The 22618-nt window shown below is 59.8% G+C and carries 17 protein-coding genes; 6 read left to right on the top strand and 11 right to left on the bottom strand.

What is annotated here, in order from left to right:
* Positions 1-101 precede the first annotated feature (101 nt).
* The 7 genes from PGR23_RS10345 to PGR23_RS10315 form a co-directional block, all read right to left on the bottom strand.
* Positions 102-899 (bottom strand): SDR family oxidoreductase, encoded by a 798-nt coding sequence (locus tag PGR23_RS10345; protein WP_020079384.1) that lies wholly within the window; start codon positions 897-899, stop codon positions 102-104.
* Between the two features lie 61 nt (positions 900-960).
* Positions 961-2028, bottom strand: coding sequence for an ABC transporter permease (locus tag PGR23_RS10340; RefSeq protein WP_430915624.1), 1068 nt, complete (start codon positions 2026-2028; stop codon positions 961-963).
* A 17-nt stretch (positions 2029-2045) separates the two neighbouring features.
* Positions 2046-3590: a sugar ABC transporter ATP-binding protein gene (locus tag PGR23_RS10335; RefSeq protein ID WP_047049387.1), complete on the bottom strand. Its 1545-nt coding sequence runs from the start codon at positions 3588-3590 to the stop codon at positions 2046-2048.
* Between the two features lies 1 nt (position 3591).
* Positions 3592-4212, bottom strand: a complete 621-nt coding sequence (locus PGR23_RS10330) for a DUF2291 family protein (RefSeq protein ID WP_047049385.1) — start codon at positions 4210-4212, stop codon at positions 3592-3594.
* Positions 4213-4255: 43 nt separating this feature from the next.
* Positions 4256-5191, bottom strand: coding sequence for a D-ribose ABC transporter substrate-binding protein (locus tag PGR23_RS10325; RefSeq protein WP_015367786.1), 936 nt, complete (start codon positions 5189-5191; stop codon positions 4256-4258).
* 169 nt (positions 5192-5360) lie between these two features.
* The gene (locus PGR23_RS10320; RefSeq protein WP_047049384.1) at positions 5361-6881 is read right to left on the bottom strand and encodes an FGGY family carbohydrate kinase; all 1521 of its coding nucleotides are present in this window, start codon (positions 6879-6881) and stop codon (positions 5361-5363) included.
* Positions 6882-7231: 350 nt separating this feature from the next.
* A complete protein-coding gene (locus tag PGR23_RS10315) occupies positions 7232-8182 on the bottom strand; it encodes a sugar-binding transcriptional regulator (RefSeq protein ID WP_015367784.1) in 951 nt (316 codons plus the stop codon).
* 373 nt (positions 8183-8555) lie between these two features.
* On the opposite strand from PGR23_RS10315, the gene PGR23_RS10310 reads away from it, so the two are divergent.
* Together PGR23_RS10310 and PGR23_RS10305 are read left to right on the top strand one after the other, a co-directional pair.
* A complete protein-coding gene (locus PGR23_RS10310; RefSeq protein ID WP_047049382.1) occupies positions 8556-9386 on the top strand; it encodes a transketolase in 831 nt (276 codons plus the stop codon).
* Positions 9379-10320 carry a transketolase family protein gene (locus tag PGR23_RS10305; protein ID WP_396279844.1) on the top strand — a complete coding sequence of 314 codons (942 nt, stop codon included), beginning with the start codon at positions 9379-9381 and terminating at the stop codon, positions 10318-10320. Before PGR23_RS10310 ends, PGR23_RS10305 begins: the two co-directional genes overlap by 8 nt.
* 201 nt (positions 10321-10521) lie before the next feature.
* On the opposite strand, the gene fepA is transcribed toward PGR23_RS10305, so the two are convergent.
* A complete protein-coding gene (gene fepA, locus PGR23_RS10300) occupies positions 10522-12750 on the bottom strand; it encodes a siderophore enterobactin receptor FepA (RefSeq protein WP_047049378.1) in 2229 nt (742 codons plus the stop codon).
* Positions 12751-12986: 236 nt separating this feature from the next.
* On the opposite strand from fepA, the gene fes reads away from it, so the two are divergent.
* From fes to entF, 3 genes are read left to right on the top strand one after another with little or no spacing between them, the layout of a single operon-like run.
* Positions 12987-14255, top strand: coding sequence for an enterochelin esterase (gene fes / locus PGR23_RS10295; protein ID WP_227505025.1), 1269 nt, complete (start codon positions 12987-12989; stop codon positions 14253-14255).
* 3 nt (positions 14256-14258) lie between these two features.
* Positions 14259-14462, top strand: coding sequence for an MbtH family protein (locus tag PGR23_RS10290; RefSeq protein ID WP_045392859.1), 204 nt, complete (start codon positions 14259-14261; stop codon positions 14460-14462).
* A gap of 10 nt (positions 14463-14472) precedes the next feature.
* Entirely contained in the window at positions 14473-18354 is a 3882-nt protein-coding gene (gene entF / locus PGR23_RS10285; protein ID WP_315709660.1) for an enterobactin non-ribosomal peptide synthetase EntF, read from the top strand.
* Between the two features lie 78 nt (positions 18355-18432).
* Here entF and fepC read toward each other — a convergent pair whose 3' ends face one another.
* From fepC to fepD, 3 genes are read right to left on the bottom strand one after another with little or no spacing between them, the layout of a single operon-like run.
* A complete protein-coding gene (fepC, locus tag PGR23_RS10280) occupies positions 18433-19227 on the bottom strand; it encodes an iron-enterobactin ABC transporter ATP-binding protein (protein ID WP_047049372.1) in 795 nt (264 codons plus the stop codon).
* The gene (gene fepG / locus PGR23_RS10275; RefSeq protein WP_315709661.1) at positions 19224-20216 is read right to left on the bottom strand and encodes an iron-enterobactin ABC transporter permease; all 993 of its coding nucleotides are present in this window, start codon (positions 20214-20216) and stop codon (positions 19224-19226) included. The genes fepC and fepG overlap by 4 nt, the downstream gene beginning before the upstream one ends.
* On the bottom strand, positions 20213-21220 hold the full coding sequence (gene fepD, locus PGR23_RS10270; protein WP_047049369.1) for a Fe(3+)-siderophore ABC transporter permease: 1008 nt from the start codon (positions 21218-21220) through the stop codon (positions 20213-20215). The genes fepG and fepD overlap by 4 nt, the downstream gene beginning before the upstream one ends.
* A 112-nt stretch (positions 21221-21332) precedes the next feature.
* Between fepD and entS the strand changes: the two genes are divergently transcribed.
* Entirely contained in the window at positions 21333-22574 is a 1242-nt protein-coding gene (gene entS / locus PGR23_RS10265; RefSeq protein WP_045392871.1) for an enterobactin transporter EntS, read from the top strand.
* Positions 22575-22618 lie beyond the last annotated feature (44 nt).

The following is a 22618-nucleotide window of genomic DNA, read 5'->3' as shown; positions in this document are numbered from 1 at the left end:
CGTAGCCCCGGTAAGCAAAGCGCCACCGGGGGCCGTCCCGGAGTGGTGGCGCCAATGCGGGATGCCTTATTCGGGCGATAGGGCCCGCTAACCTCGGGGGATTACGACATAATTAAACCGCCATCGATATTAATGGTCTGCCCGGTGAGGTAGCGTGCGTCGTCGGAGGCGAGGAAGGCCACCAGCCCGGCCACGTCTTCCGGCTTACCGGCACGCTTCATCGGGATCCCTTCGACCCATTCCGCCATCAGTTCGCCCTTGCCGTAGCGCTTCTGCTCGGTGCTGAGAATTTCTCCCCACACGCGATCGTTGTAATCCCACATTTCACTCTCAATGATGCCGGGGCAGAAGGCGTTGACGGTGATGTTCCACGGCGCCAGTTCGTGCGCCAGGCTTTGGGTAATACCGATCACGCCCATTTTGCTGGCGGCGTAGTGCGGCGTGTAGATAAAGCCCTGACGCCCCTGGCCGGAAGAGGTATTAATCAGGCTGCCGTGGTTCTGTTTCACCATATATTTAGCGGCCTCGCGGCAGCACAGCCACACGCCGGTGGTGTTAACCGCGAGCACTTTTTCAAAATCGGCCTTTGGCATCCGATCGTAGTAATCGATGGTGATCACCCCGGCGTTCTGAATGGAGACGTCAATGGCGCCGAAGCGCGCGGCGGCCTGCTCATACAGCGACTGTACCTGCGCTTCGTCGGTCACATCGACCTGCAGCGATAAAATATCCGCCTGATAGCGCTGACGCAGGGTTTCGGCGGTCTCGTGAACGCGCTCGGCGTTGGAGACCATCACCAGATTAGCGCCGTCGCGGGCAAAGCGCTCCGCAATACCTGCGCCGATGCCGCGGCAAGCGCCGGTGATAACTACCGTTTTATTATGGAAATCTCGTTGCATATTTTTTCCCTTTCGATAAGCCGGGCGCCGGGCCCGGCGGAATACGTGAATACGGTTGCGATTAGCTGGAGGTGGCGCCGTTCGGCGGGATCGCGGCCAGCTTCTCTTCGTGGCGGCGCATCAGAATGACTTTGTTCTGCAGCTTCTGCTGGAACTGGTCGACGACAACGGCGGTGACGATCACCAGGCCCTTAATGACCATCTGCCAGAAGTCGCTAACTCCCATCATCACCATGCCGTCGGCGAGGAAGACGATCACGAAGGCGCCGATAATCGAGCCGGTCACCCGACCGCGGCCTCCTGCCAGCGCGGTTCCGCCGAGCACGGTGGCGCCGATGGCGTCCATCTCAAACATGTTGCCGGTCATCGGGTGGGCGGTTTGTAGCTGAGAGGCGACGATCAAGCCGACGAAGGCGGCGCACAGGCCGGAGAAGGCGTAGACGAAAATTTTGGCTTTGACGATCGGTACGCCGGCGAGGCGAGCGGCGGATTCGTTGCCGCCGATAGCGTAGATGTAGCGACCAAGCGGCGTTTTGGTCGTCAGCCAGTAGCCCAGTACCAGGAAGCCGATCATCAACCAGATCGGCAGATAAACGCCAAGCAGCGTACCGGAGCCCAGCGTGGCGAAACCGGTATTGCCCAGCGCTTCCATGCCGTTGAGGTTCGGGTAGGTGCTGCCGTTGTTAAACAGCAGGGCCGAGCCGCGGGCGACGTACATCATCCCTAAGGTGCAGATGAACGGCGCGACGCCGAAGCGGGTAATCACCGCGCCGTTAACCAGCCCTACCAGCACGCCGAAGACCGCGACGCAAAGGATGACCTCCGGGACGTTAAAGAAGATGATATCGCCGTTCCATAGCGGTAGCCCGTTGGTCAGCAGCGCGCCCGCGACCATCCCGCAGATACCTGCCACCGCGCCGACGGACAGGTCAATGCCGCCGGTGAGGATCACCAGCGTCATACCGATGGCCAACAGGCCGGTAATCGCCACGTGCTGGGTCATGATCAGCAGGTTAGAGGCGGTCAGGAAGTTCGGTACCATCACGCTGAAGAATGCGATCAACAGCAGCAGGGCGATGAAGGTTCTGGCCTTCAGCAGGTACATATAAATCATATATTTCTGGTTCATGATGGATTCCAGCCTGATTAATCTTGAGGTGTTGAAGCCGCGATTAACTTTTCGCGGGTCACCGCATGGCGCGGTAAATCGGCGGTAATGCGGCCATCGGCCATCACCAGGATGCGGTCGGCCAGCGCCATCACTTCATCCAGCTCCGAAGAGGAGAACATGACCGCCAGCCCCTGCTGGGCCATTTTGCCGATCAGGTGATAGACGTCGGTTTTCGCGCCGACGTCGATGCCGCGCGTCGGTTCATCAAGGAACACCACCTGCGGCTGGGTCATCAGCGCCTTACCCAGCACCACTTTTTGTTGGTTGCCGCCGCTCAGCGAGGTGATGGGTAAATTGGCGTCGCTTACTTTGATCGCCAGTTGCTGAATCATCTCTTTTACGCAGGACTCTTCTTTCTGCGGATTCAGCCACCGCCAGGCGCGGCGGAAACCCTGCAGGCTAAAATCAGAGAGCGTCATGTTGGATTGAATCGACATCATCTGCACCACGCCTTCGCCCTGGCGGTCTTCCGGCACCAGCGCCAGCCCCTTTTTCAGGCGATGTTGAAAGCGAGATTTACCGATGCTTTCGCCGTTAAGATGTACCTCGCCGCTCTGGCAGGGCATCAGGCCGACCAGCCCTTTAAACAGCTCGGTGCGCCCGGCGCCCAGCAGGCCGTAAATACCGATCACTTCGCCCCTGCTGAGGGTGAAGGTGACATCATTGAGTTTGTAGCCGCCGCTCGGATGCAGCGCGGTCAGCCCCTTGACCTCAAGCACCGCGTTGCCTTTTGGCGCGGGCTGATAATCAAAGTGCTTTTTCTTGTCGCCGACCATCTGCTCGATGATCCACGGCACGCTGGCGTCGCTGACGTTACGCTCGCTGATAAAGCGGCCGTCGCGGAAAATGGTGATGTTGTCGCCAATCTCCATCAGCTCTTCGAGGCGATGCGAAATGTAGATAATGGTGACGCCGCGGCGCTTAAGCTGCTCGATAACCTTAAACAGCACTTTGACTTCTGACTGGCTCAGCGCCGAGGTGGGTTCATCCATAATCAGCACGCGGGTGTCTTTCGATAGCGCGCGGGCGATTTCAACCAGCTGTTGATGGCCAATCCCCAGTTCGCCCAGCTGCGTGTAGGGATCGACGTCGAGCTCCAGCCGCTCCAGTAGCGATTTGGCTAACGCATATTGATATTTTTCGTTGATGCGTCCTTTCTGAAAGAATTCATTAGCCATGAATATGTTGTCCATCACATTCATATTGGGGAATAAATTCAGTTCCTGGAAAATAATGCTGATGCCTAATTTCTCTGCCTGGTGGGTAGAGTTTAAAGTCACCGCTTCGCCATCGAGAATAATTTGACCGGAGGAGGGCGTTTCCACGCCGGCAAGCATTTTCATCATGGTGGATTTACCCGCACCATTTTCTCCGATCAGAACGTTAACCTTATTTCGATAGACCCGGTAATTCACGTTATCCAGCGCGGTCACGCCGGGATAAATGCGCGAAAGGCCGCGGGTTTCGATAATCACTTCAGATTCGACTGGTTGGGGAGCGACGATATCTTGCGGCGTCATATTATTGTCCCCCCGGATGAACGATTTTCGCCGGGGTGATTTCCGGAATAGTTTGTGGAATATCCCAGGCTGAGAAGACGCCATACACTTCTACGTTGTCGCCGGTTTTCAGGTTGGCCGCCTGAATCATTTTGACCGCCTGACTATTAATATTTTTGCTGTATTCGCCAAACAGCACCTGGTCGTTAAAGTCCTGGTAGCTGGCGCCGCGGTAACCGTCGCGCAGCAGGGTGCCGCGCAGAGTAGGGCCAATCTGCACCACTACATTACCGATGCTGCCATCGGCAAGGGTCATCTTGCCGCTGCGCGAGGCGCTATCCAGCTTGCTGACGGCGCCCGCCACCTTGACGTAAAAGATGCACGGGTTTTCGTCCTGGGCGCGGTAGCCCAGCGCTTTGCAGGCGCTATCGATATCTTTTTGCGCCTTCAGCGCGCTCATCAACTCCGCCGCCGGGCGGGCGTTGGCGACCACCTGCGGCACGATGCTCTGCTGCCAGGTTTTATCGATGTTCGCCATATGCGGATTGGGCGGGGATTTCAGGTCTGCCAGCTCCTGCTGCGAGACGATGCGGCAGCCGCCAAGCGCCAGAACGGCCAGCGCCAGACAGGTTTTCTTATACATAATGCTCTCCTCTGCGCCCCCGCAGGGGCGCAACCACCCGAACTCAGGACTTGATATTGAAGTCCTGAACTTTATCTGCGTTATCCTGGGTAATCAGAATGCCGCGGAACATCACGCGCTGCTTCGCCGGCTTTTCGCCTTTTTGCAGGTAGTTATCGAGATCGGTAACGCCCTGGGCGGCGATGGCCTGCGCCTGGAGCATCACGGTCGCCTGTAGCGTGCCTGCCTTCACCGCATCGCGTTCGTCGTTGCTACCGTCGATGCCGACGACAATCACATCGTTACGATTGGCCGCTTTCAGCGCCGCGATGGCGCCAAGAGCCACCGGGCCGTTACCGCAGATCACCCCTTTGACATCCGGGTGAGCCTGCAGAATGCTATCCATAATGCGTTTGCCGTCGATCAGGGTGCCTTTGGCATCCTGTTTTGCCACGCTGACCATATCCGGGTACTGGTCAATCACCTGGTGGAAGGATTTAGAACGGGTGACGCAGTTATTATCGGCGAGGTTGCAGGTCAGTTCGGCGTATTTGCCTTTTTCCGCCATTTTCTCAACAAATACGTTGGCGACTTCTGAACCGGCCTGGAAGTTATTGTGGGTAATTTGTTCCAGCGCGACATCATCAACCGGAATTTCACGGTTAATTAAGACCACCGGAATACCCGCTTTTTTGGCTTTTTCAATGGCGGCGACGCTGGCGGTGGAGTCGGCATTATCGAGAATAATTCCCTGCACCTTTTTACCAATGGCGGTATCAATCAGCTCATTTTGCTTTTTGACATCTTCGCCATGCGAAAGCACGGTCGTTTTATAGCCGAGGGCTTGCGCTTTTTCGCTGGCGCCTTTGGCTTCCGAGGCGTAATAAGGGTTATCCAGCGAGTTAACCATTATCATAATGGTGCCTTTTTCGGCGCTATGCGCGGCAAAGGAAAAGGCGGTCAGGGTCGCAGCGGTTAAAAGAGTTAAACGTAATTTCATGACTCTGTTCCTGTATTTTTATATTCGAACAAATGATCCCTGAGCGGGCAGGGTTTACGGTCTGAAATTTCCCCAGAATAAATTCGGGGGTTGCGATACATCGTTATGGGCCGGGGTTCTCCTGTAGTGGGTTAATAAGGTTCGTCGCCCAATCTGACGCCGATGGGCATCAGGCCGGCGAATCCGGTTTCCATAATGTTCTGTTTACCGCATGGCGCCACTCCTGCCAGCGCTGCTGTAGGCGCTGGTGGCGGGCCATGTCGGGTTGAAAAGCGCTGTGTTCGGTTAAGAAGGCTTGCAGGTCGGCGGTTTCACCCGGAGTGAGGGCTTTTCGCGCCAGCAGCGCCGCGCCGATGGCGGACAGTTCCGGGATATCGCTGCGCATCACCGGGCAGCCGAGCAGGTCGGCCTGGTATTGCATCAGCCAGTCGTTGTTGGTTGGACCGCCGTCGACCATTAATGCCGTCAGGGTGAATTCAGCGTGCTGGCGCATCGCCGCCACCACGTCGGCGATTTGATAGGTAATGGATTCCAGCGCCGCGCGGATCAGGTGCGCGCGCTTGACCCCGCGGCTAAGGCCGCAGATTACCCCGCGGGCGCTGTCGTCCCACCAGGGGGCGCCGAGCCCGGTCAGCGCCGGTACGAAGTAGACCCCTAAAGTCGAATCGACGGAGGCGGGCAGGGTATTCAGCTCATGGGCCAGGTCGGCTGCGGAGAGTTCGCTCAGTCCGGTGCTGTCCGCCATCCATGCTACCGCATCGCCGGTATGGGGGATGTTGCCTTCCAGTCCCCACACCAGCTGGTCGCCATCGTGCCAGGCGACGGTGGTCGCCAGGGCGGCAATATCGCACTGGGCCGATTGGACCGGCGCCATCACCGAGGAGCCGGTACCGTAGGTGGCTTTCACACAGCCAGCTTCGCCAAGGGCGTGGCCGAATAGCGCGGCGTGGGAGTCGCCAATCATCGCCATCACCGGGATACCGTCGGGGATCGCCGCCAGCCCTTTGGTGTAGCCGAACAGCCCGCTCGACGGTTTAATCTCCGGCAGCGCCGCGCGCGGAATACCAAACAGCGTCAGCATCTCCTCATCCCACTCGCCGCGGTGCAGATTCAGCAATTGGGTGCGGGCAGCGTTGGAGTAATCGCAGAAGAAAGATTGTCCGCCGGTTAAATTCCACAGCAGCCAGCTGTCGATAGTGCCGAGGCAAATCTCGCCGCGCGCGGCAAGCTGATAACCATCGGGAGTGGCATCCAGCAGCCAGCGCATTTTGGAGGCGGAAAACAGCGGTGCAATCGGCAGGCCGGTGGCGTGCTTAATGCGCTGCTCCTGACGATCGCGACGCAGCGTGTCGCAGAAAGCGGCGCTGCGGGTACATTGCCATGTGATGGCGGCGTTAATCGGTTCGCCGCTGGCGCGATACCAGCCGATAGCGGTTTCTCGTTGATTACTGATAGCCAGCGCCGCGACGTTTTCCGCGCCGACGTGCGCCACCGCTTTGGCGATCACCGCAATCGAGGCCGCCATCAGCGCCTCGCCGGATTGTTCCACCCAACCTTCGCGCGGGGTTTGGATCGCCAGCGGCTGCGAGAACTTGACGCTGACCTTGCCTTTGCCGTCCAGCACCACGGCTTTCGCGTTGGTGGTGCCTTCATCCAGCGCAATGATGAACTCTTTGGCTGTCGCCTGCATATGATGCTCTCCTCGGTCACACATTGTCCTGGAACGGCGGAAACAGAGATGGTCTCCGGCCATTGCATGCGTCTATGCAGGCCATGATGTGACATATCGTTATCGTTTTTTTAATCACTGAATATATATTCGATAGTGATTATTTATTTGATACCTTAAGCCACAAACCCGGTGATGGGCTACCTGAAAAATCATCAATTGTGCTGGCAATCACATTTCGCAGATTGGGAATATGACACGACGGTGGGGAAGTGAGTGGTTTAATTTGTTGAATTATAATGGGTTATTTTGCAATCCCTGTTGCTGAAAAAACAGCCTCAGGGATTGACGAGGCATAAAACTGCGGAGGATTAGTCGCTAACCAGCAGTCTGGCGGTGGGGTAATCGGTGATTAAAACATCGATATAGCCGCCGGTAAGCGCGCCTTTTATTGCCGCGACTTTGTCGGTGCCGCCGGCCAGCGCGACCACGTTCGGACATTTTTTGACTTTCTCCAGCGCCATGCCGATCACCGGATCTTCATCTTCGCGTAACACCGGCTGGCCGTATTTGTCGTAGTAGTGCAGGCAGATATCGCCAACCGCGCCCCGCGCCGCCAGCACCTGCAGCATATCTTCGTGATAATAGTTGCCCGACGTTTTCAGCAACTGGGAAGGTTCGAGAATGCCAATGCCGACAATGGCGATATCGACCTCGTCAAAGCGTGAAACCACGTCGGCGACATCTTTGCTGGCCAGCAGGCGGTTGCGCTCTTCCATGGAACCTTCGATGCTCTGCGACGGCAGCAGCCAGGCATCGCAATTAAGACGCTGGGCCAGCGTCTGGGTGAGGATCGTCGCCTGCACGTTGCCGTTGGGCCCGACGCCGCCAAGCAGTTGGATGACGCCGCTGGCCTTCAGGTTTTGCGCGTGAACCTCATCAACCATCGCGCGGATGGTGGAACTCCATGAAGAAACGCCAATCAGATCTTTTGGCCGCAGGCGGGTTTCCAGGTAGTGCGCGGCGGCTGAGCCAATCGCCCGCTTGATGGTATGGTCGCTGGCCTCTTCTTCGGTATCGACCACCACCGCCTGTTTAAGCCCGTAGCGATCCTCAAGCCCCTTTTCGAGATTGAGGAAGATATTTGATGGCTGTACGACGCTGATTTTGACAACGCCCTCTTTTTGGCAGCGGGTAATCGCGCGAGAGACAAATGACTGAGACAGCGAGAGAAGTTGGGCGATATCAGACTGCTTTCGTCCTTCCAGATAGTAAAGCGTGGCAATCTTCACCAATAGCCGTTGTTCATCCTGCTTAGCCATATTAATCCTCGAAAATCATTTATCGCCTTTCTTCAGGCGTTTAGCTGCAGCCATTATCGTAGTGACTTTTATCATACGCGAAAAAAAATCACACTTAAGTGTGATGATGGTCAAATTTTTACCACTCATCAAAATCGGCTATGGACAAAAACAAAACAGCCAGGCCATAATCGAATAAAGAATCATCATTGAATATATATTCAAGGCGGTTTTGAGTCAACGAGTTTATCCGGGCTTCGCCTGGAGCGGGAGGCAGAATGTTCCTGAGTATGGCGCTGGGGTGGAAGGCTAACCACCGGCATGGGGATATCTGGTTTTTTTAGTCCCTGACGGAATAAATATTCCATATTGAAAATAAATTCAGAGGTATTAAATGAATCCCTACAGATTTGATGTCCAGACGCTTGAGCGCAAAGCGCGCGCCGTGCGCCGCCACATTGTCCGCTTAAACGCCAATAGTCCGGCTGGCGGGCACACCGGGGCCGACCTGTCGCAGGTCGAGCTGTTAACCGCGCTCTACTTCCGTGTGCTCAATGCGGCGCCCGATCGCCTGGACGACCCGCAGCGCGATATCTATATCCAGTCGAAAGGCCATGCGGTGGGCTGCTACTACTGCGTCCTGGCGGAAGCCGGTTTCTTCCCGATCGATTGGCTGGAGACCTACCAGCATGCGAACTCGCATCTTCCCGGCCATCCGGTGCGGCAGAAAACGCCGGGCATTGAGCTCAACACCGGCGCGCTGGGCCACGGTTTGCCCGTTGCGGTGGGGCTGGCGCTGGCCGCGAAGAAAAGCAACAGCTCACGCCGCATCTTTTTAATCACCGGCGACGGCGAACTGGCGGAAGGCAGTAACTGGGAGGCGGCGCTGGCGGCGGCCCATTACGGCCTCGATAACCTGGTCATTATTAATGATAAGAACAATCTTCAGCTGGCCGGGCCAACCCGCGAAATTATGAATACCGATCCGCTGGCCGATAAATGGCGCGCCTTCGGCATGGAGGTCAGCGAATGCGAGGGCAACGATATGGCCTCGGTGGTCGCGACTCTCGAAGGGCTACAGCAGAACGGTAAACCTAACGTCATTATTGCCAACACCACGAAGGGCGCGGGCATCTCCTTTATCCAGGGGCGCCCGGAGTGGCACCACCGGGTGCCGAAAGGCGAGGAAATCGCACTGGCGCTGGAGGAACTGAAAGATGAGTAATGCAGAACACCTGGCGAACGTGATGGTCGAGGCGTTTATCGCCGCGGTGGAAAAGGGCGTCGATCTGGTGCCGGTGGTCGCGGACTCCACCTCAACGGCCAAGATCGCTCCCTTTATTAAGCAGTTCCCCGGACGGCTGGTTAACGTCGGTATCGCCGAGCAGAGCATGGTCGGCACCGCCGCGGGTCTGGCGCTCGGCGGTAAAGTGGCGGTGACCTGTAACGCCGCGCCGTTCCTTGTCTCTCGCGCCAACGAGCAGATTAAAGTTGATGTCTGCTACAACAACACCAACGTCAAGCTCTTTGGCCTCAACGCCGGCGCCAGCTATGGCCCATTGGCCAGTACCCACCATGCCATTGACGATCTGGCGGTAATGCGCGGTTTCGGCAATATCCAGATTTTCGCCCCCTCCACGCCGCGCGAATGTCGGCAGATTATCGACTACGCCCTGGCGTATCAGGGGCCGGTTTATATTCGTCTGGATGGCAAGGCGCTGCCGGAGTTGCATGACGAAGCGTACCGTTTTGTGCCCGGCGCGGTGCTGACCCTGCGCGAAGGCGAAGCGGTGGCGCTGGTGGCGACCGGCTCGACGGTGCACGAAGTGGTGGAGGCGGCGCAGCAGCTTGCCGACCTTGGTATTGAGGCTAAAGTGGTTAGCGTGCCGTCGATTCGACCCTGCGATACCGCGGCGCTGCTGGCGGCGCTGCGGTCATGTCGTTCAGTCATTACCGTCGAAGAGCATAATGTCAACGGCGGGTTGGGGAGCCTGGTCGCCGAAGTGCTGGCGGAAGCGGGGACAGGGATTGCCTTGCAGCGTCTGGGGATCCCGGATGGCGAATATGCGGCGGCCGCCGATCGCGGCTGGCTGCGTCAACATCACGGTTTTGACGCGGCGTCGATTGTCGCGCGAGTACAGAAGTCAGTACGGGGTTGAAGCACAACGCCCTCCATGGGGAGGGCGTCAGACTGCTGACAAACGTGCTTAAAAGTGAATGAGGGTTCTTTTTCTCCCTCTCCCTCCCAGGGAGATGGCCGGGGTGAGGGGGATAACGAGCTGACTAATCAGCAGATTTACCCTCTTCCTAACCCCCACCCGAAGGGGCGAGGGGAGCGTCCGTGCTCTTTGAGGGGGGCATCAGAAGTGGGTGTTGACGCTCATATACCAGGTACGGCCGGATTCGTTATAGGTTTCAGCGCCAGCGCCGTACATACTCCCTTTGTCGCCGCCGGTGGTTTGGGCGTTCCCCGCGCGCCAGTGGCGCTTGTCGAAGACGTTATCCACGCCGCCGGTCAGGCTGACGTTTTTGGTCACGTCCCAGGTCGCGCTCAGGCCGAGAATGCTATACGGGCTGACCTCGTTCTTCTCGCTGCCGGTGACTGGCTGGCCTTTGTAGTTGTACTTCTTCGGTTCCTGCTTGCCGTACCAGGTGAAGGTCGATTGCACAGAAACGTCCTGATAAACCTGCCAGCTCAGCGTCGAGTTCAGCGTGTATTCCGGAATAATCGACAGGCGATCGCCGGTCTCTTTGTTCTTACTCTGCAGCATGTAGGTGATGTTGTTGGTCCAGTTCACCGTCTCGCTGACCGGCACGTTCAACGTGCCTTCCAGCCCTTCAACTACCGCTTTCGGCACGTTTTCCCATTTGTACAGATCGGTGCCTTTGCCGTTGGTATAGACCGGAGCATAGCCTGCTTCAATCTTGTTGCGGTAGTCGTTACGGAACCAGGTGACGCCCGCCAGCCAGCCGTCGCGTTTGAACTCGAGGCCAATCTCTTTGTTGATGCTGGTCTCGGCTTTTAAGTCGTCATTCCCTTGCAGATAGCAGCCTTCTTTACTGGCGTAGCAGCCCTGACCTTTACTGTAGAGAATATAGTTGGGGTTGGTCTGATACAGGCTCGGCGCTTTATAGGCGCGGGCGATACCCATTTTCAGGGTAAAGTCGTCGCCCAGACCCTGCGACAGGTTCAACGACGGGCTCCAGTTATTACCGACAATACTGTGGTGATCGAAACGCAGCGCCGGCGTCAGCATGGTGGTATCGGTCACTTCCATGTTGTTCTCGGCGAACAGGGAGAAGATTTCCGCTTTCGAATACGGGCTGCGGCCGGTGCTGTCGTAGCCCGGAATTTCGCCGCCAGACAGAGCCTGAGTATTGGAGGCGTTGTCCTTCATGCGCTGCTGGTTCCATTCGGTACCCAGCGTCAGGTTCTGGTTAACCCACAGGTCGAACGGAATATTGACTTCGCTGTGCAGCATCACGTCCGACAGGTCGATATCGGTAAACTGGTTGCTGCTGAAGATCCCCTCGGTGCCGCCCGCCAGACCTTCGCCTTTACGCGAGTTGCGGGTGTGTTCGTACTGCGCCCAGTTGCTGGTGGTCACGCCGTTATCCCAGCCGCCGTTCCAGGTCACGGAGTAAGTATTGCGATAGAGACGGTTGGTCTCTTTACCGTAGTTCTCTTTCACCAGATCGTTGCTGTTGGTGTTTTGCGTATCACCGGCATACAGGTTGCCCTGGCGGCTATAGCCGGCTTCAAACTCCAGCGACTGCATCGGCGCGAAGTCCCAGCGCACCACGCCGTTGATGTTTTTATTTTCGACGCCTTCACGCCCGGCGGGCAGGGTATCGGCGTAAATGCCGGTGCGTTCAGACTGATGGCCCTGGTTGATATCCCAGGCATCAGCCTGGGTTTTATCGAGGTTGCCGTACATGCGGAAGCTGAAATCGCCGCCCAGCGGGCCGCTGAGGCTAAAGTCGGTACGCTTGGTCGCGCCTTCGTCTTTATGCTCCGGCATGTTCATGTAGGCGTTCCACGAACCATGCCACTGGTTGTCGAATTTTTTAGTAATGATGTTGACCACGCCGCCTGCCGCGCCGTTGCCGTAGCGCGCTGCCGCCGGGCCGCGGATAACGTCAATACGTTCGATCATTTCCGGCGGTACCCAGCTGGTATCGCCGCGGGTGTCGCGCTCGCCGCGCCAGCCGAGACGAATGGAGTTACGGCTGGTCACGGGCTTACCGTCAATCAGGATTAAGGTGTTTTCCGGGCCCATACCGCGAATATCAATCTGGCGATTGTTGCCGCGCTGGCCGCTGGTGGAGTTGCCGGTCAGGTTGACGCCCGGCATGGTACGGATGATTTCAGAGACGTCGCGCGCCGGCGGACGTTTGCGAATTTCATCGGCGGTAATGGTCGAAACGCCCGGCGCCTGCAGGTTTTGCACCTCGGCGGTGACGACCATCGTTTCTTCACCGGCGGCTTGTTTACTGTCGGTGGTTTCTTCTGCCGCGCACAGCGGGAATGCCACCCCGTAGATACCCAGATTGACCATTAAGGCCAGGGACTTAATCCTGTTATTCATTGTAAGTCAGTTCCGCTTTTCTTTGCCGCTTTCCCCAGAAGCCCCTTCCCACCGGGAGGGGAGACGGCATAAATGTAGCCAGTAGAAGGTGAACGCTTTCCGTAGCCCACCGAGCCAAACGCTCAGAAAAGACCCTCTCTGACCTTGATTTAATGTAATGAGAAGACGCGCTACCCATAGGCGCGTTAATACGCTATTGCAAATGCAAATAGTTATCAATAATATTATCAATAAATATTACCTTTGTTGATAAAAATCACGGTAAACATAGGGTTACTGACGGAATGCAAATAACGGGAAGTGATGACTGGTGGCGGGGGATCGCCGGCCCGCAGACTGAGGCGCTGGGCGACGCATATCGGGTGACCTTCTGGTGGCGCGATCCGGCAGGCAGCGAAACCACGTCGCCGATTCGGCGGGTGTGGATTTACATTACCGGCGTCACCGATCATCACCACAACGCGGCGCCGCAAACCCTGCAGCGCATCCCCGGTACCGATGCCTGGCGCTGGCAAACCACGCTCCCCGCCAGCTGGCGCGGCAGCTACTGTTTTATTCCCTCCGAACGCGACGACGATTTTTCCCCGCAGCTTTTTAACGGTGAAGCGCCGGACCGCGCGCTGCTGCGCGAAGGCTGGCGCAAACTGCTGCCACGGGCGATTGCCGATCCCCGCAATCCGCAAAGCTGGAAGGGGGGACGCGGCCACGCGGTCTCGGCGCTGGAACTGCCGCAGGCGCCGGAACAGCCGGGTTGGCATTATCGCGCGCCGGTTTCGCCTGCGCCGCGCTGTATTGAATGGCGCAGCCAGCGATTAGGTAACCAGCGACGAGTGTGGATTTACACCACCGGCAGTGGGACGGAACGCCCGCTGGCGGTCCTGCTTGACGGCCAGTTCTGGGCCGAAAGCATGCCGATTTTTGCGCCGTTGGCGGGACTGACGCGGGAAGGCCGCCTACCGCCGGCGGTCTATGTGCTGATCGACGTTATCGACAATCAACACCGCAGCGTCGAGCTGCCCTGCAACCGTGATTTCTGGCTGGCGGTACAGGAAGAACTGCTGCCGCAGGTGCACGCCGTGGCGCCATTCAGCGATCGCGCCGACCGGACGGTGGTGGCGGGGCAGAGCTTTGGCGGTCTGGCGGCGATGTATGCCGCGCTCCACTGGCCGCAGCGTTTTGGCTGCGTCCTGAGCCAGTCGGGGTCGTACTGGTGGCCGCAGCGCGGCAGTAGCCAGCCGGGGGTGATACTTGAACAACTGCAGCGCGGCGAACTTCGGCCGCAGGGGCTGCGTATCTGGCTGGAAGCCGGCGTGCGCGAACCGATTATTTTTCGCGCCAACCAGGCGCTTTTCGCGCAGCTGCGGCAGACCACGCCGTCCATTTTCTGGCGCCAGGTTGACGGCGGGCATGACGCGCTATGCTGGCGCGGCGGGCTGACGTCCGGGCTTATCCAGCTGTGGCAGTCTTTGCGCCGCGGGCAACAACACGCGCTTAACGAGGAGTGAGAGATGCAATTCAGCAACCCCTTCGATAATCCCCAAGGGCAGTTTTACATTCTGCGCAACGCACAGGGGCAATTTAGCCTGTGGCCGCATCACTGCGCGCTGCCGACAGGCTGGACGGTGGAGTGTCCGCCGCAGTCATTAGAGGCCTGTAACGCCTGGCTTGCCGCCAACTGGTCAACCCTTATTCCAGCGCACTACGCCTCCTGAGGAGCTTTCGATGAGTACACGTTTACCGCTGGTTGCGGCGCAGCCGGGGATTTGGATGGCTGAACGCCTCTCTACGCTACCCGGCGCCTGGAGCGTTGCCCACTATGTTGAACTGCGCGGCAATCTCGATCCGGCGCTGTTGAGCAAGGCTATCGTCGCCGGGCTTAAGCAGGCCGATACCCTGAGCATGCGCTTTTGCGAAGATAACGGCGAAGCGTGGCAGTGGGTTGATGACGCGCGCGAGTTTGCCGAACCGCAAAACGTCGACCTGCGCCAGCAGGCCGATCCGCACATGGCCGCGCTGGCCCTGATGCAAAGCGATCTCGGGCAGAATCTGCGTGTCGATAGCGGTAATCCGCTGGTCTGCCATCAGCTCATGCGCGTTGGCGACGATTGCTGGTACTGGTATCAGCGCTATCACCATTTGCTGGTTGATGGCTTTAGCTTCCCGGCCATTACCCGCCAGATCGCCACGATTTATCGCGCCTGGCAACGCGGGGAAGAGACGCCGGATTCACCGTTTACCCCGTTCGCCGAGGTGGTGGAAGAGTATCAGCGCTACTACGGCAGCGAGGCGTGGCAGCGCGATAAAGCCTTCTGGCAGGCGCAGCGTCAGGCGTTGCCGTCTCCGGCTTCGCTATCTGACGCGCCGCTGGCCGGGCGGGCGACCAGCAGTGATATCTGGCGCCTGAAACTGGAGGCCGATCCGGCTGTCTTCAGCCAGCTCGCCGCCAGCGCGCCGCAGTGCCAGCGCGCCGATTTGGCGCTGGCGCTGACGACGTTGTGGCTGGGGCGGTTGTGCGGCCGCATGGATTACGCGGCGGGCTTTATCTTTATGCGCCGCATGGGATCGGCGGCGCTGACCGCCACCGGCCCGGTACTCAACGTACTGCCGCTGGCGGTGAATATCGACGCGCAGGAGACGCTGGCGCAGCTGGCGACGCGTCTCTCCGGGCAGCTGAAAAAAATGCGCCGCCATCAGCGCTACGATGCTGAGCAAATTGTCCGCGATAGCGGCAAAGCGGCGGGCGACGAACCGCTGTTCGGTCCGGTGCTGAACATCAAAGTCTTTGATTACCAGTTGGATATCGACGGCGTGCAGGCGCAGACGCATACCCTCGCCACCGGCCCGGTGAATGACCTCGAGCTGGCACTGTTCCCGGACGAACGCGGCGGCCTGTCGCTGGAGATCCTCGCCAACAAAGCACGCTACGATGAGGCGACGCTGAACCGCCACGTATCGCGTCTGACATCGTTACTGGCGCAGTTTGCCGCCAATCCGGCGCTGCGCTGCGGCGAAGCGGAGATGCTGTCGGCGGAAGAAGGCGCGCAGCTGGCATTGATCAACAATACCGCGATGCCGCTGCCGACCACCACCCTCAGCGCGCTGGTGGCGGAACAGGCGCGGAAAACGCCGGATGCCCCGGCGCTGGCGGATGCCAACTGGCGCTTTAGCTACCGCGAAATGCGCCAGCAGGTGGTGGCGCTGGCCAACCTGCTGCGGCAACGCGGCGTGAAGCCGGGGGATAGCGTGGCGGTTGCCTTACCGCGTTCGGTGTTCCTGACGCTGGCGCTGCACGGCATTGTCGAAGCCGGCGCCGCCTGGCTGCCGCTGGACACCGGCTACCCGGATGACCGTCTGCGGATGATGCTGGAAGATGCGCGGCCTTCGCTGCTGATTACCTCTGACGATCAACTGGCCCGTTTTAGCGATATTCCTGGGCTGAGCAGCTTGTGTTATCAGCAGCCGCTGGCCGCTGAAGATGATACGCCGCTGGCGCTGTCAAAACCGGAACATACCGCCTATATCATCTTCACCTCCGGCTCCACCGGGCGGCCGAAAGGGGTGATGGTCGGCCAGACCGCCATCGTGAACCGCCTGCTGTGGATGCAAAATCACTATCCGTTAACCGCCGAAGATGTGGTGGCGCAGAAGACGCCGTGCAGCTTTGATGTCTCGGTATGGGAGTTCTGGTGGCCGTTTATGACCGGCGCGCAGCTGGTGATGGCGGCGCCGGAGGCGCATCGCGATCCGCAGGCGATGCAGCGGTTCTTCGCGCAGTACGGCGTGACCACCACCCACTTTGTTCCGTCGATGCTGGCGGCGTTTGTCGCCTCGCTGGATAGCGATAATGTGTCGTCCTGCCGGACGCTAAAACGCGTTTTCTGCAGCGGCGAAGCGCTGCCGACGGAACTGTGTCGCGAATGGGAACGCTTAACCGGCGCGCCGCTGCATAACCTGTACGGGCCGACGGAAGCGGCGGTGGATGTCAGCTGGTATCCCGCCTGTGGGCCAGAGCTGGCGGCGGTCACCGGCAACAGCGTGCCCATCGGTTGGCCGGTATGGAACACTGGATTACGTATTCTTGATGCCACCATGCGCCCGGTGCCGCCGGGCGTGGCGGGTGATTTGTACTTAACGGGCATTCAGCTGGCGCAGGGATATATGGGGCGCCCGGATCTGACCGCCAGCCGCTTTATTGCCGACCCGTTTGCTCCCGGCGAGCGCATGTACCGCACCGGCGATGTGGCGCGCTGGCTGGATAACGGGGCGGTAGAGTATCTTGGCCGCAGCGACGATCAGTTGAAAATTCGCGGCCAGCGCATTGAGCTTGGCGAGATCGACCGGGTGATGGCGGCGCTGCCGGACGTCGCGCAGGCGGTGTGCCACGCCTGCGTCTTCAATCAGGCCGCGGCCACCGGCGGCGATGCCCGTCAGCTCGTCGGTTATCTGGTGAGCGAGTCCGGCCAGCCGTTGGACGTGGCGGCGCTGAAGGCGCGTCTTAGCGAACAGCTGCCGCCGCACATGGTGCCGGTGGTGCTGATCCAACTGGAATCCTTCCCGCTCAGCGCCAACGGTAAGCTGGACCGTAAAGCGCTACCGCTCCCCTCCTTAAGCAGCGAGCGCAGCGGTCGCCCGCCGCAATCGGCTACCGAAATGACCGTTGCCGCGGCGTTCAGCCAACTGCTGGGCTGCGAGGTAAATGATATCGACGCCGATTTCTTCGCCCTCGGCGGCCATTCGCTGCTGGCGATGCGGCTGGCGGCGCAGCTTAGCCGCGAGCTGGCGCGGCAGGTGACGCCGGGGCAGGTGATGGTCGCTTCGACGGTCGGCAAGCTGAGCGCATTGCTGGCTTCCGACCTGAGCGACGAGCAGGCGCAGCGTCTTGGCTTTGATGCGCTGTTGCCGCTGCGCGAGAGCGATGGTCCGACGCTGTTCTGCTTCCATCCGGCTTCCGGTTTTGCCTGGCAGTTCAGCGTGCTGGCGCGTTATCTTAGCCCGCGCTGGTCGATTACCGGAATTCAGTCGCCGCGTCCGACGGGGCCCATGGCCTCCGCCGCCAACCTCGACGAGGTCTGCGAGCATCATCTGCGCACGCTTTTAGCGCAGCAGCCGCATGGGCCTTACTATCTGTTTGGCTATTCGCTCGGCGGAACGCTGGCGCAGGGGATTGCCGCCCGTTTACGCCAGCGCGGCGAAGAGGTGGCGTTCCTTGGCCTGCTCGATACCTGGCCGCCGGAGACGCAAAACTGGGCGGAGAAAGAGGCGAACGGCCTGGATCCCGAGGTGCTGGCGGAAATCGCCCGCGAGCGCGAAGCGTTTCTCGCCGCGCAGCAGGGGCAGGCTTCCGGCGAGCTGTTCAGCGCGATTGAAGGTAACTACGCCGATGCGGTGCGCCTGTTGACGACCGCGCACAGCGCGAAGTTTGACGGTAAGGCAACGCTATTTGTGGCGGAGAAAACGCGCCAGAAAGGGATGGATCCGCAGGTCGCATGGGGGCCGTGGGTTGGCGAGCTGGAGGTGTTCAGCCAGAACTGCGCCCACGTCGAGATTATCTCGCCGCAGGCCTTTGAAGCGATAGGCCCGGTAGTGCGGGAGATTCTGGGGTAACGGTAGAGCTCGGGCTACCCGTTTTTGGTAGCCCGGCTCAGCGCAGCGCAAGCCGGGGATGCGATGGTAAAGAAAAGATTATCGGCGTCCCAGCGGCACCACCAGCGGCGTATGCGCTACCGGATCCTCGATGATCGTGCAGCGCAGGCCATAGATACGCTCAATCAGATCCGCCGTGACGATCTCTTTCGGCGCGCCTTCGGCGACGATCTTACCGTCGCGCAGGGCGATCAGATGGGTGGCGTAACGACAGGCCTGATTGAGATCGTGCAGTACCGCCGCCAGCGTATATCCCTTCTCGCGATTCAGCTCGCTTAACAGCTCCAGCAGGTCGATCTGATGGCTGATATCAAGCCAGGTCGTCGGCTCATCAAGCAGCATAATCGCCGTCTCCTGCGCCAGTACCATTGCAATCCACGCCCGCTGGCGCTGGCCGCCGGAGAGGGTATCCACGCTCTGCAGCGCGAGGTCGACAATACCCGTCGCCCGCATCGCGTTATTTACCGCTGCTTCGTCCTCTTTACGCCAACGGGTAAACATCGGCTGATGCGGATAGCGCCCGCGCGCCACCAGCTCCTGTACGGTGATATCGCCGGGCGTGGTGGCATTCTGCGCCAGCAGGCCGATCCGCTTCGCCACCTCTTTGCTGGCGTAGTGCTGGATCTGCTCGCCATCGAGATAAACGTGTCCGCTGGACGGCGTCATCAGACGGCTAAGGGTACGCAGCAGGGTTGATTTACCACAGCCGTTGGGGCCGATAATCGCCGTAAAATGGCCGTCAGGAATTGTGACGTTCAGCGATTCGGCGATGGTCTTTTTACCGTAGGCCAGGGTCAACTGGTCGCCGCGCAAACGGGAGGTGACAGCGGTCATTTTTTGCGGGACTCCTGAATTAATAACGCGATGAGGTAGATACCGCCAAGGCTGACGGTGACCACCCCGACCGGTAACTGATAAGGCATGAACAGGCGCTGAGCGCAGTAATCGGCCAGCGCCAGCAGCAGCGCGCCGCACAGCGCCGACTGGGTTAATCCCCAGCGCGCGGTGCCGCTTATCCGCCGGGCGATATGCGGCGCGACCAGCGCGACGAAAGAAATAGGCCCGGCCAGCGCGGTGGCGGAAGCGGTCAGCAACACCGCCACCAGCATCAGCAGCAGGCGCGAACGTTCGACTCGAACCCCCAGCGCGCAGGCGGTATCGTCGCCCATCTCCAGCAGCCGCATCCGCCGCGCCAGTAGGGCGCTGCACGCCAACATCAACAGGATAAGCGGCGCCGAAGGCCAGGTTTTGCCCCACGTCAGGCCGTTGAGCGAACCGGCATTCCACAATCCGGCGGAAAGGGCGGTCTCAAGCGACGCGCGCAGCAGCAGCCAGGTATTGAATGCCACCAGCATGGCGCGCACGCCGATGCCGATAATGATCAGGCGGAAGGTTTCTATGCCGTTGCGCCACGCCAGTAGCCACACCACCAGCGAGGTCAGCACGCCGCCGAGCATCGCCGCCAGCGCGATGGCGGTTAGGTTCTGGCCGAACATCACCATTGCTACCAGCACGCCGCTCCAGGCGCCGGTGTTGAAACCCATTACGTCCGGGCTACCCAGCGGATTACGCATCAATGACTGAAAAATGGCGCCGCTGACGCCAAGCCCGGCGCCGATAAGCAGCGCCATCAGCACGCGCGGCAGTCGCCATTCGGTGACCACCATGCTGACGCTGCGCGGTGCGTCGCCGAGTAGCGCGGAAATCACCTGTTCAGTGCTGAGCGGCACCAGGCCATTACCCAGACCGAACAGGGACACCAGCAAGCTCGCGAAAATCAGCAGCAGGCAGCAGAAAATCAGGCGGCGGGAGGGAGCTATCACAGCGCACCTCCTCGCGGCTGACGGCGAACCAGCCAGATCAGCACTGGCGCGCCGATAAAGGCGCTGACCACCGAAACGCGCAGTTCACCAGGCACCAACAGGCGGCCAATCACGTCGGCAAACAGCAACAGGGCAGGGGTGGCGAGCAGCGTAACCGGCAATGACCAGCGGTGATCCGCCCCCACCAGCCAGCGCGCCATATGCGGCATCATCAGGCCGATAAAGGCGATAGGGCCGACCAGCGCCGTCGCGCTGCCGCACAGGACGGTGATCGCCAGCAGGCCGATCAATTGGGTACGTGCGACCCGGCTACCGAGCGCGGTGGCGGTGTCGGCGCCGAGGCTCAGGCTGTTCAGCGCCCGGCTAAGAAACAGGGTTACCACGGCGGCAATCAGCACCGGCAGCAGGACGATTTTCAGCGTTTGCAGGGTGCGAATATCCAGCGAGCCGGCCTGCCAGAAGCGCAGCTGGTCATACACGTCCGGGTTGAGCAGGGCGATGCCGTTAGATAAACCTTCCAGTACCGCCGCCAGCGCCACGCCCGCGAGGGTCAGGCGCACCGGGCTAAGCTGGCCGCCGCCCTGGCTGCCGGTAAACGCGACCAGTAGCGACGCGGCGAAGGCGCCGCAGAAGGCCATCAGCAACTGCTCCTGCGGCGATGTTATGCCGAACAGCGCCGCGCCGAGCACGATGGCGAAGCTGGCGCCGGAGTTGACGCCGAGCAGGCCCGGGTCGGCCAACGGGTTACGGGTGAGGGTTTGCATTAGCGCGCCGGCGAGGCCAAGCGCGCAGCCGGCCAGCAATCCGGCCAGCGTACGCGGCAGGCGGGCATCCAGTACGATGGTACAGTCGGCGCTCTGACAACTGCCGGAAAAGGCATCGATAATCACCGAAGGCGGCAACGGTTTGGCGCCGATAAGCAGGCTGAGCGCAATCGCAAGAGCCAAAAGTAACAAGAGACCCGGCACGGCGACGGCGCGCACCGTGGTCGTAGAAAACGACATAGTTCAAATCCCTGATATGATAATGATAGTAATTATCGTTATCGATTTTATTCAGGTATGTTACCATGAGAAACCATAAAAATGGTATGAAAAATAACGACAAGGCCCTTGCATGAATCGACCTTCCCGGCTGCTTGATGTCAGCCTCCTGCGCACCCATCCGGCGTTCCGCGCCGTCTTTATCGCTCGCTTTATCTCGATCCTGTCGCTTGGCCTGCTAGGCGTGGCGATCCCGGTTCAAATCCAGACAATGACCCACTCGACCTGGCAGGTCGGACTGTCGGTAATGCTGACCGGTTGTTCGATGTTCGTTGGGCTGATGGTTGGCGGCGTGCTGGCCGACCGTTATGAGCGTAAACACCTGATCCTGCTGGCGCGTGGCACCTGCGGCGTGGGCTTCGTCGGCCTGTGCCTGAACGCCATGCTGCCGGAACCGTCGCTGGCGGCCATTTACCTGCTGGGGATTTGGGATGGCTTCTTCGCCTCCTTAGGGGTGACCGCGCTGCTGGCGGCGACGCCGGCGTTGGTGGGCCGCGAAAACCTGATGCAAGCCGGGGCGATCACCATGTTGACCGTGCGTCTCGGTTCGGTGATATCGCCGATGATCGGCGGGTTGCTGCTGGCGACCGGCGGCGTGGCCTGGAACTACGGCCTGGCGGCGGCGGGGACGTTCATTACCACCCTGACGCTGCTGCGTCTGCCGCTGCTGCCTCCGCCGCCGCAGCCGCGCGAGCATCCGCTGAAATCTCTGCTGGCGGGGCTTAAATTTCTCTTTAATAGCCCGCTTATTGGCGGTATTGCGCTGCTCGGCGGCCTGTTGACGATGGCCAGCGCGGTGCGGGTGCTTTATCCGGCGCTGGCGGAGGGCTGGCAGATGTCAAATTCGCAGATTGGCCTGTTGTACGCCGCCATTCCGCTTGGCGCGGCGCTGGGTGCGTTAACCAGCGGACAACTGGCGCATACCGCCAGGCCGGGGGCGTTGATGTTGACGACAACGGTGGGGTCGTTTGTGGCGATTGCGCTATTCAGCGTGATGCCGTTCTGGGCGCTGGGCGCGCTCTGTCTGGCGCTGTTTGGTTGGCTGAGCGCGATAAGTTCGCTGCTGCAGTACACGCTGATTCAGACGCAAACGCCGGAAAATATGCTGGGGCGCATTAATGGCCTGTGGACCGCGCAGAACGTGACCGGCGATGCTATTGGCGCGGCGCTGCTGGGGGGGTTAGGGGCGGTAATGACCCCGGTGGCTTCGGCCAGCGCCAGCGGCTGGGCGCTGGTGATTGTGGGAATATTACTGGTTGGCTTATTGCGCGAGCTACGCCGTTTTCAGCGTCCGGAGATGGTCAGCGAAAGTTAAATGCAACAATAGCAAAAAGGCCCCGGATTACTCCGGGGCCTGGC

Origin of the sequence: Klebsiella sp. 141162 (assembly GCF_050600755.1) — a bacterium.
In the GTDB taxonomy this organism is placed as follows: domain Bacteria; phylum Pseudomonadota; class Gammaproteobacteria; order Enterobacterales; family Enterobacteriaceae; genus Klebsiella; species Klebsiella aerogenes.
The sequence above is the reverse complement of the archived record's forward strand: the minus strand, read 5'-3'. Positions and strand labels throughout refer to the sequence as shown.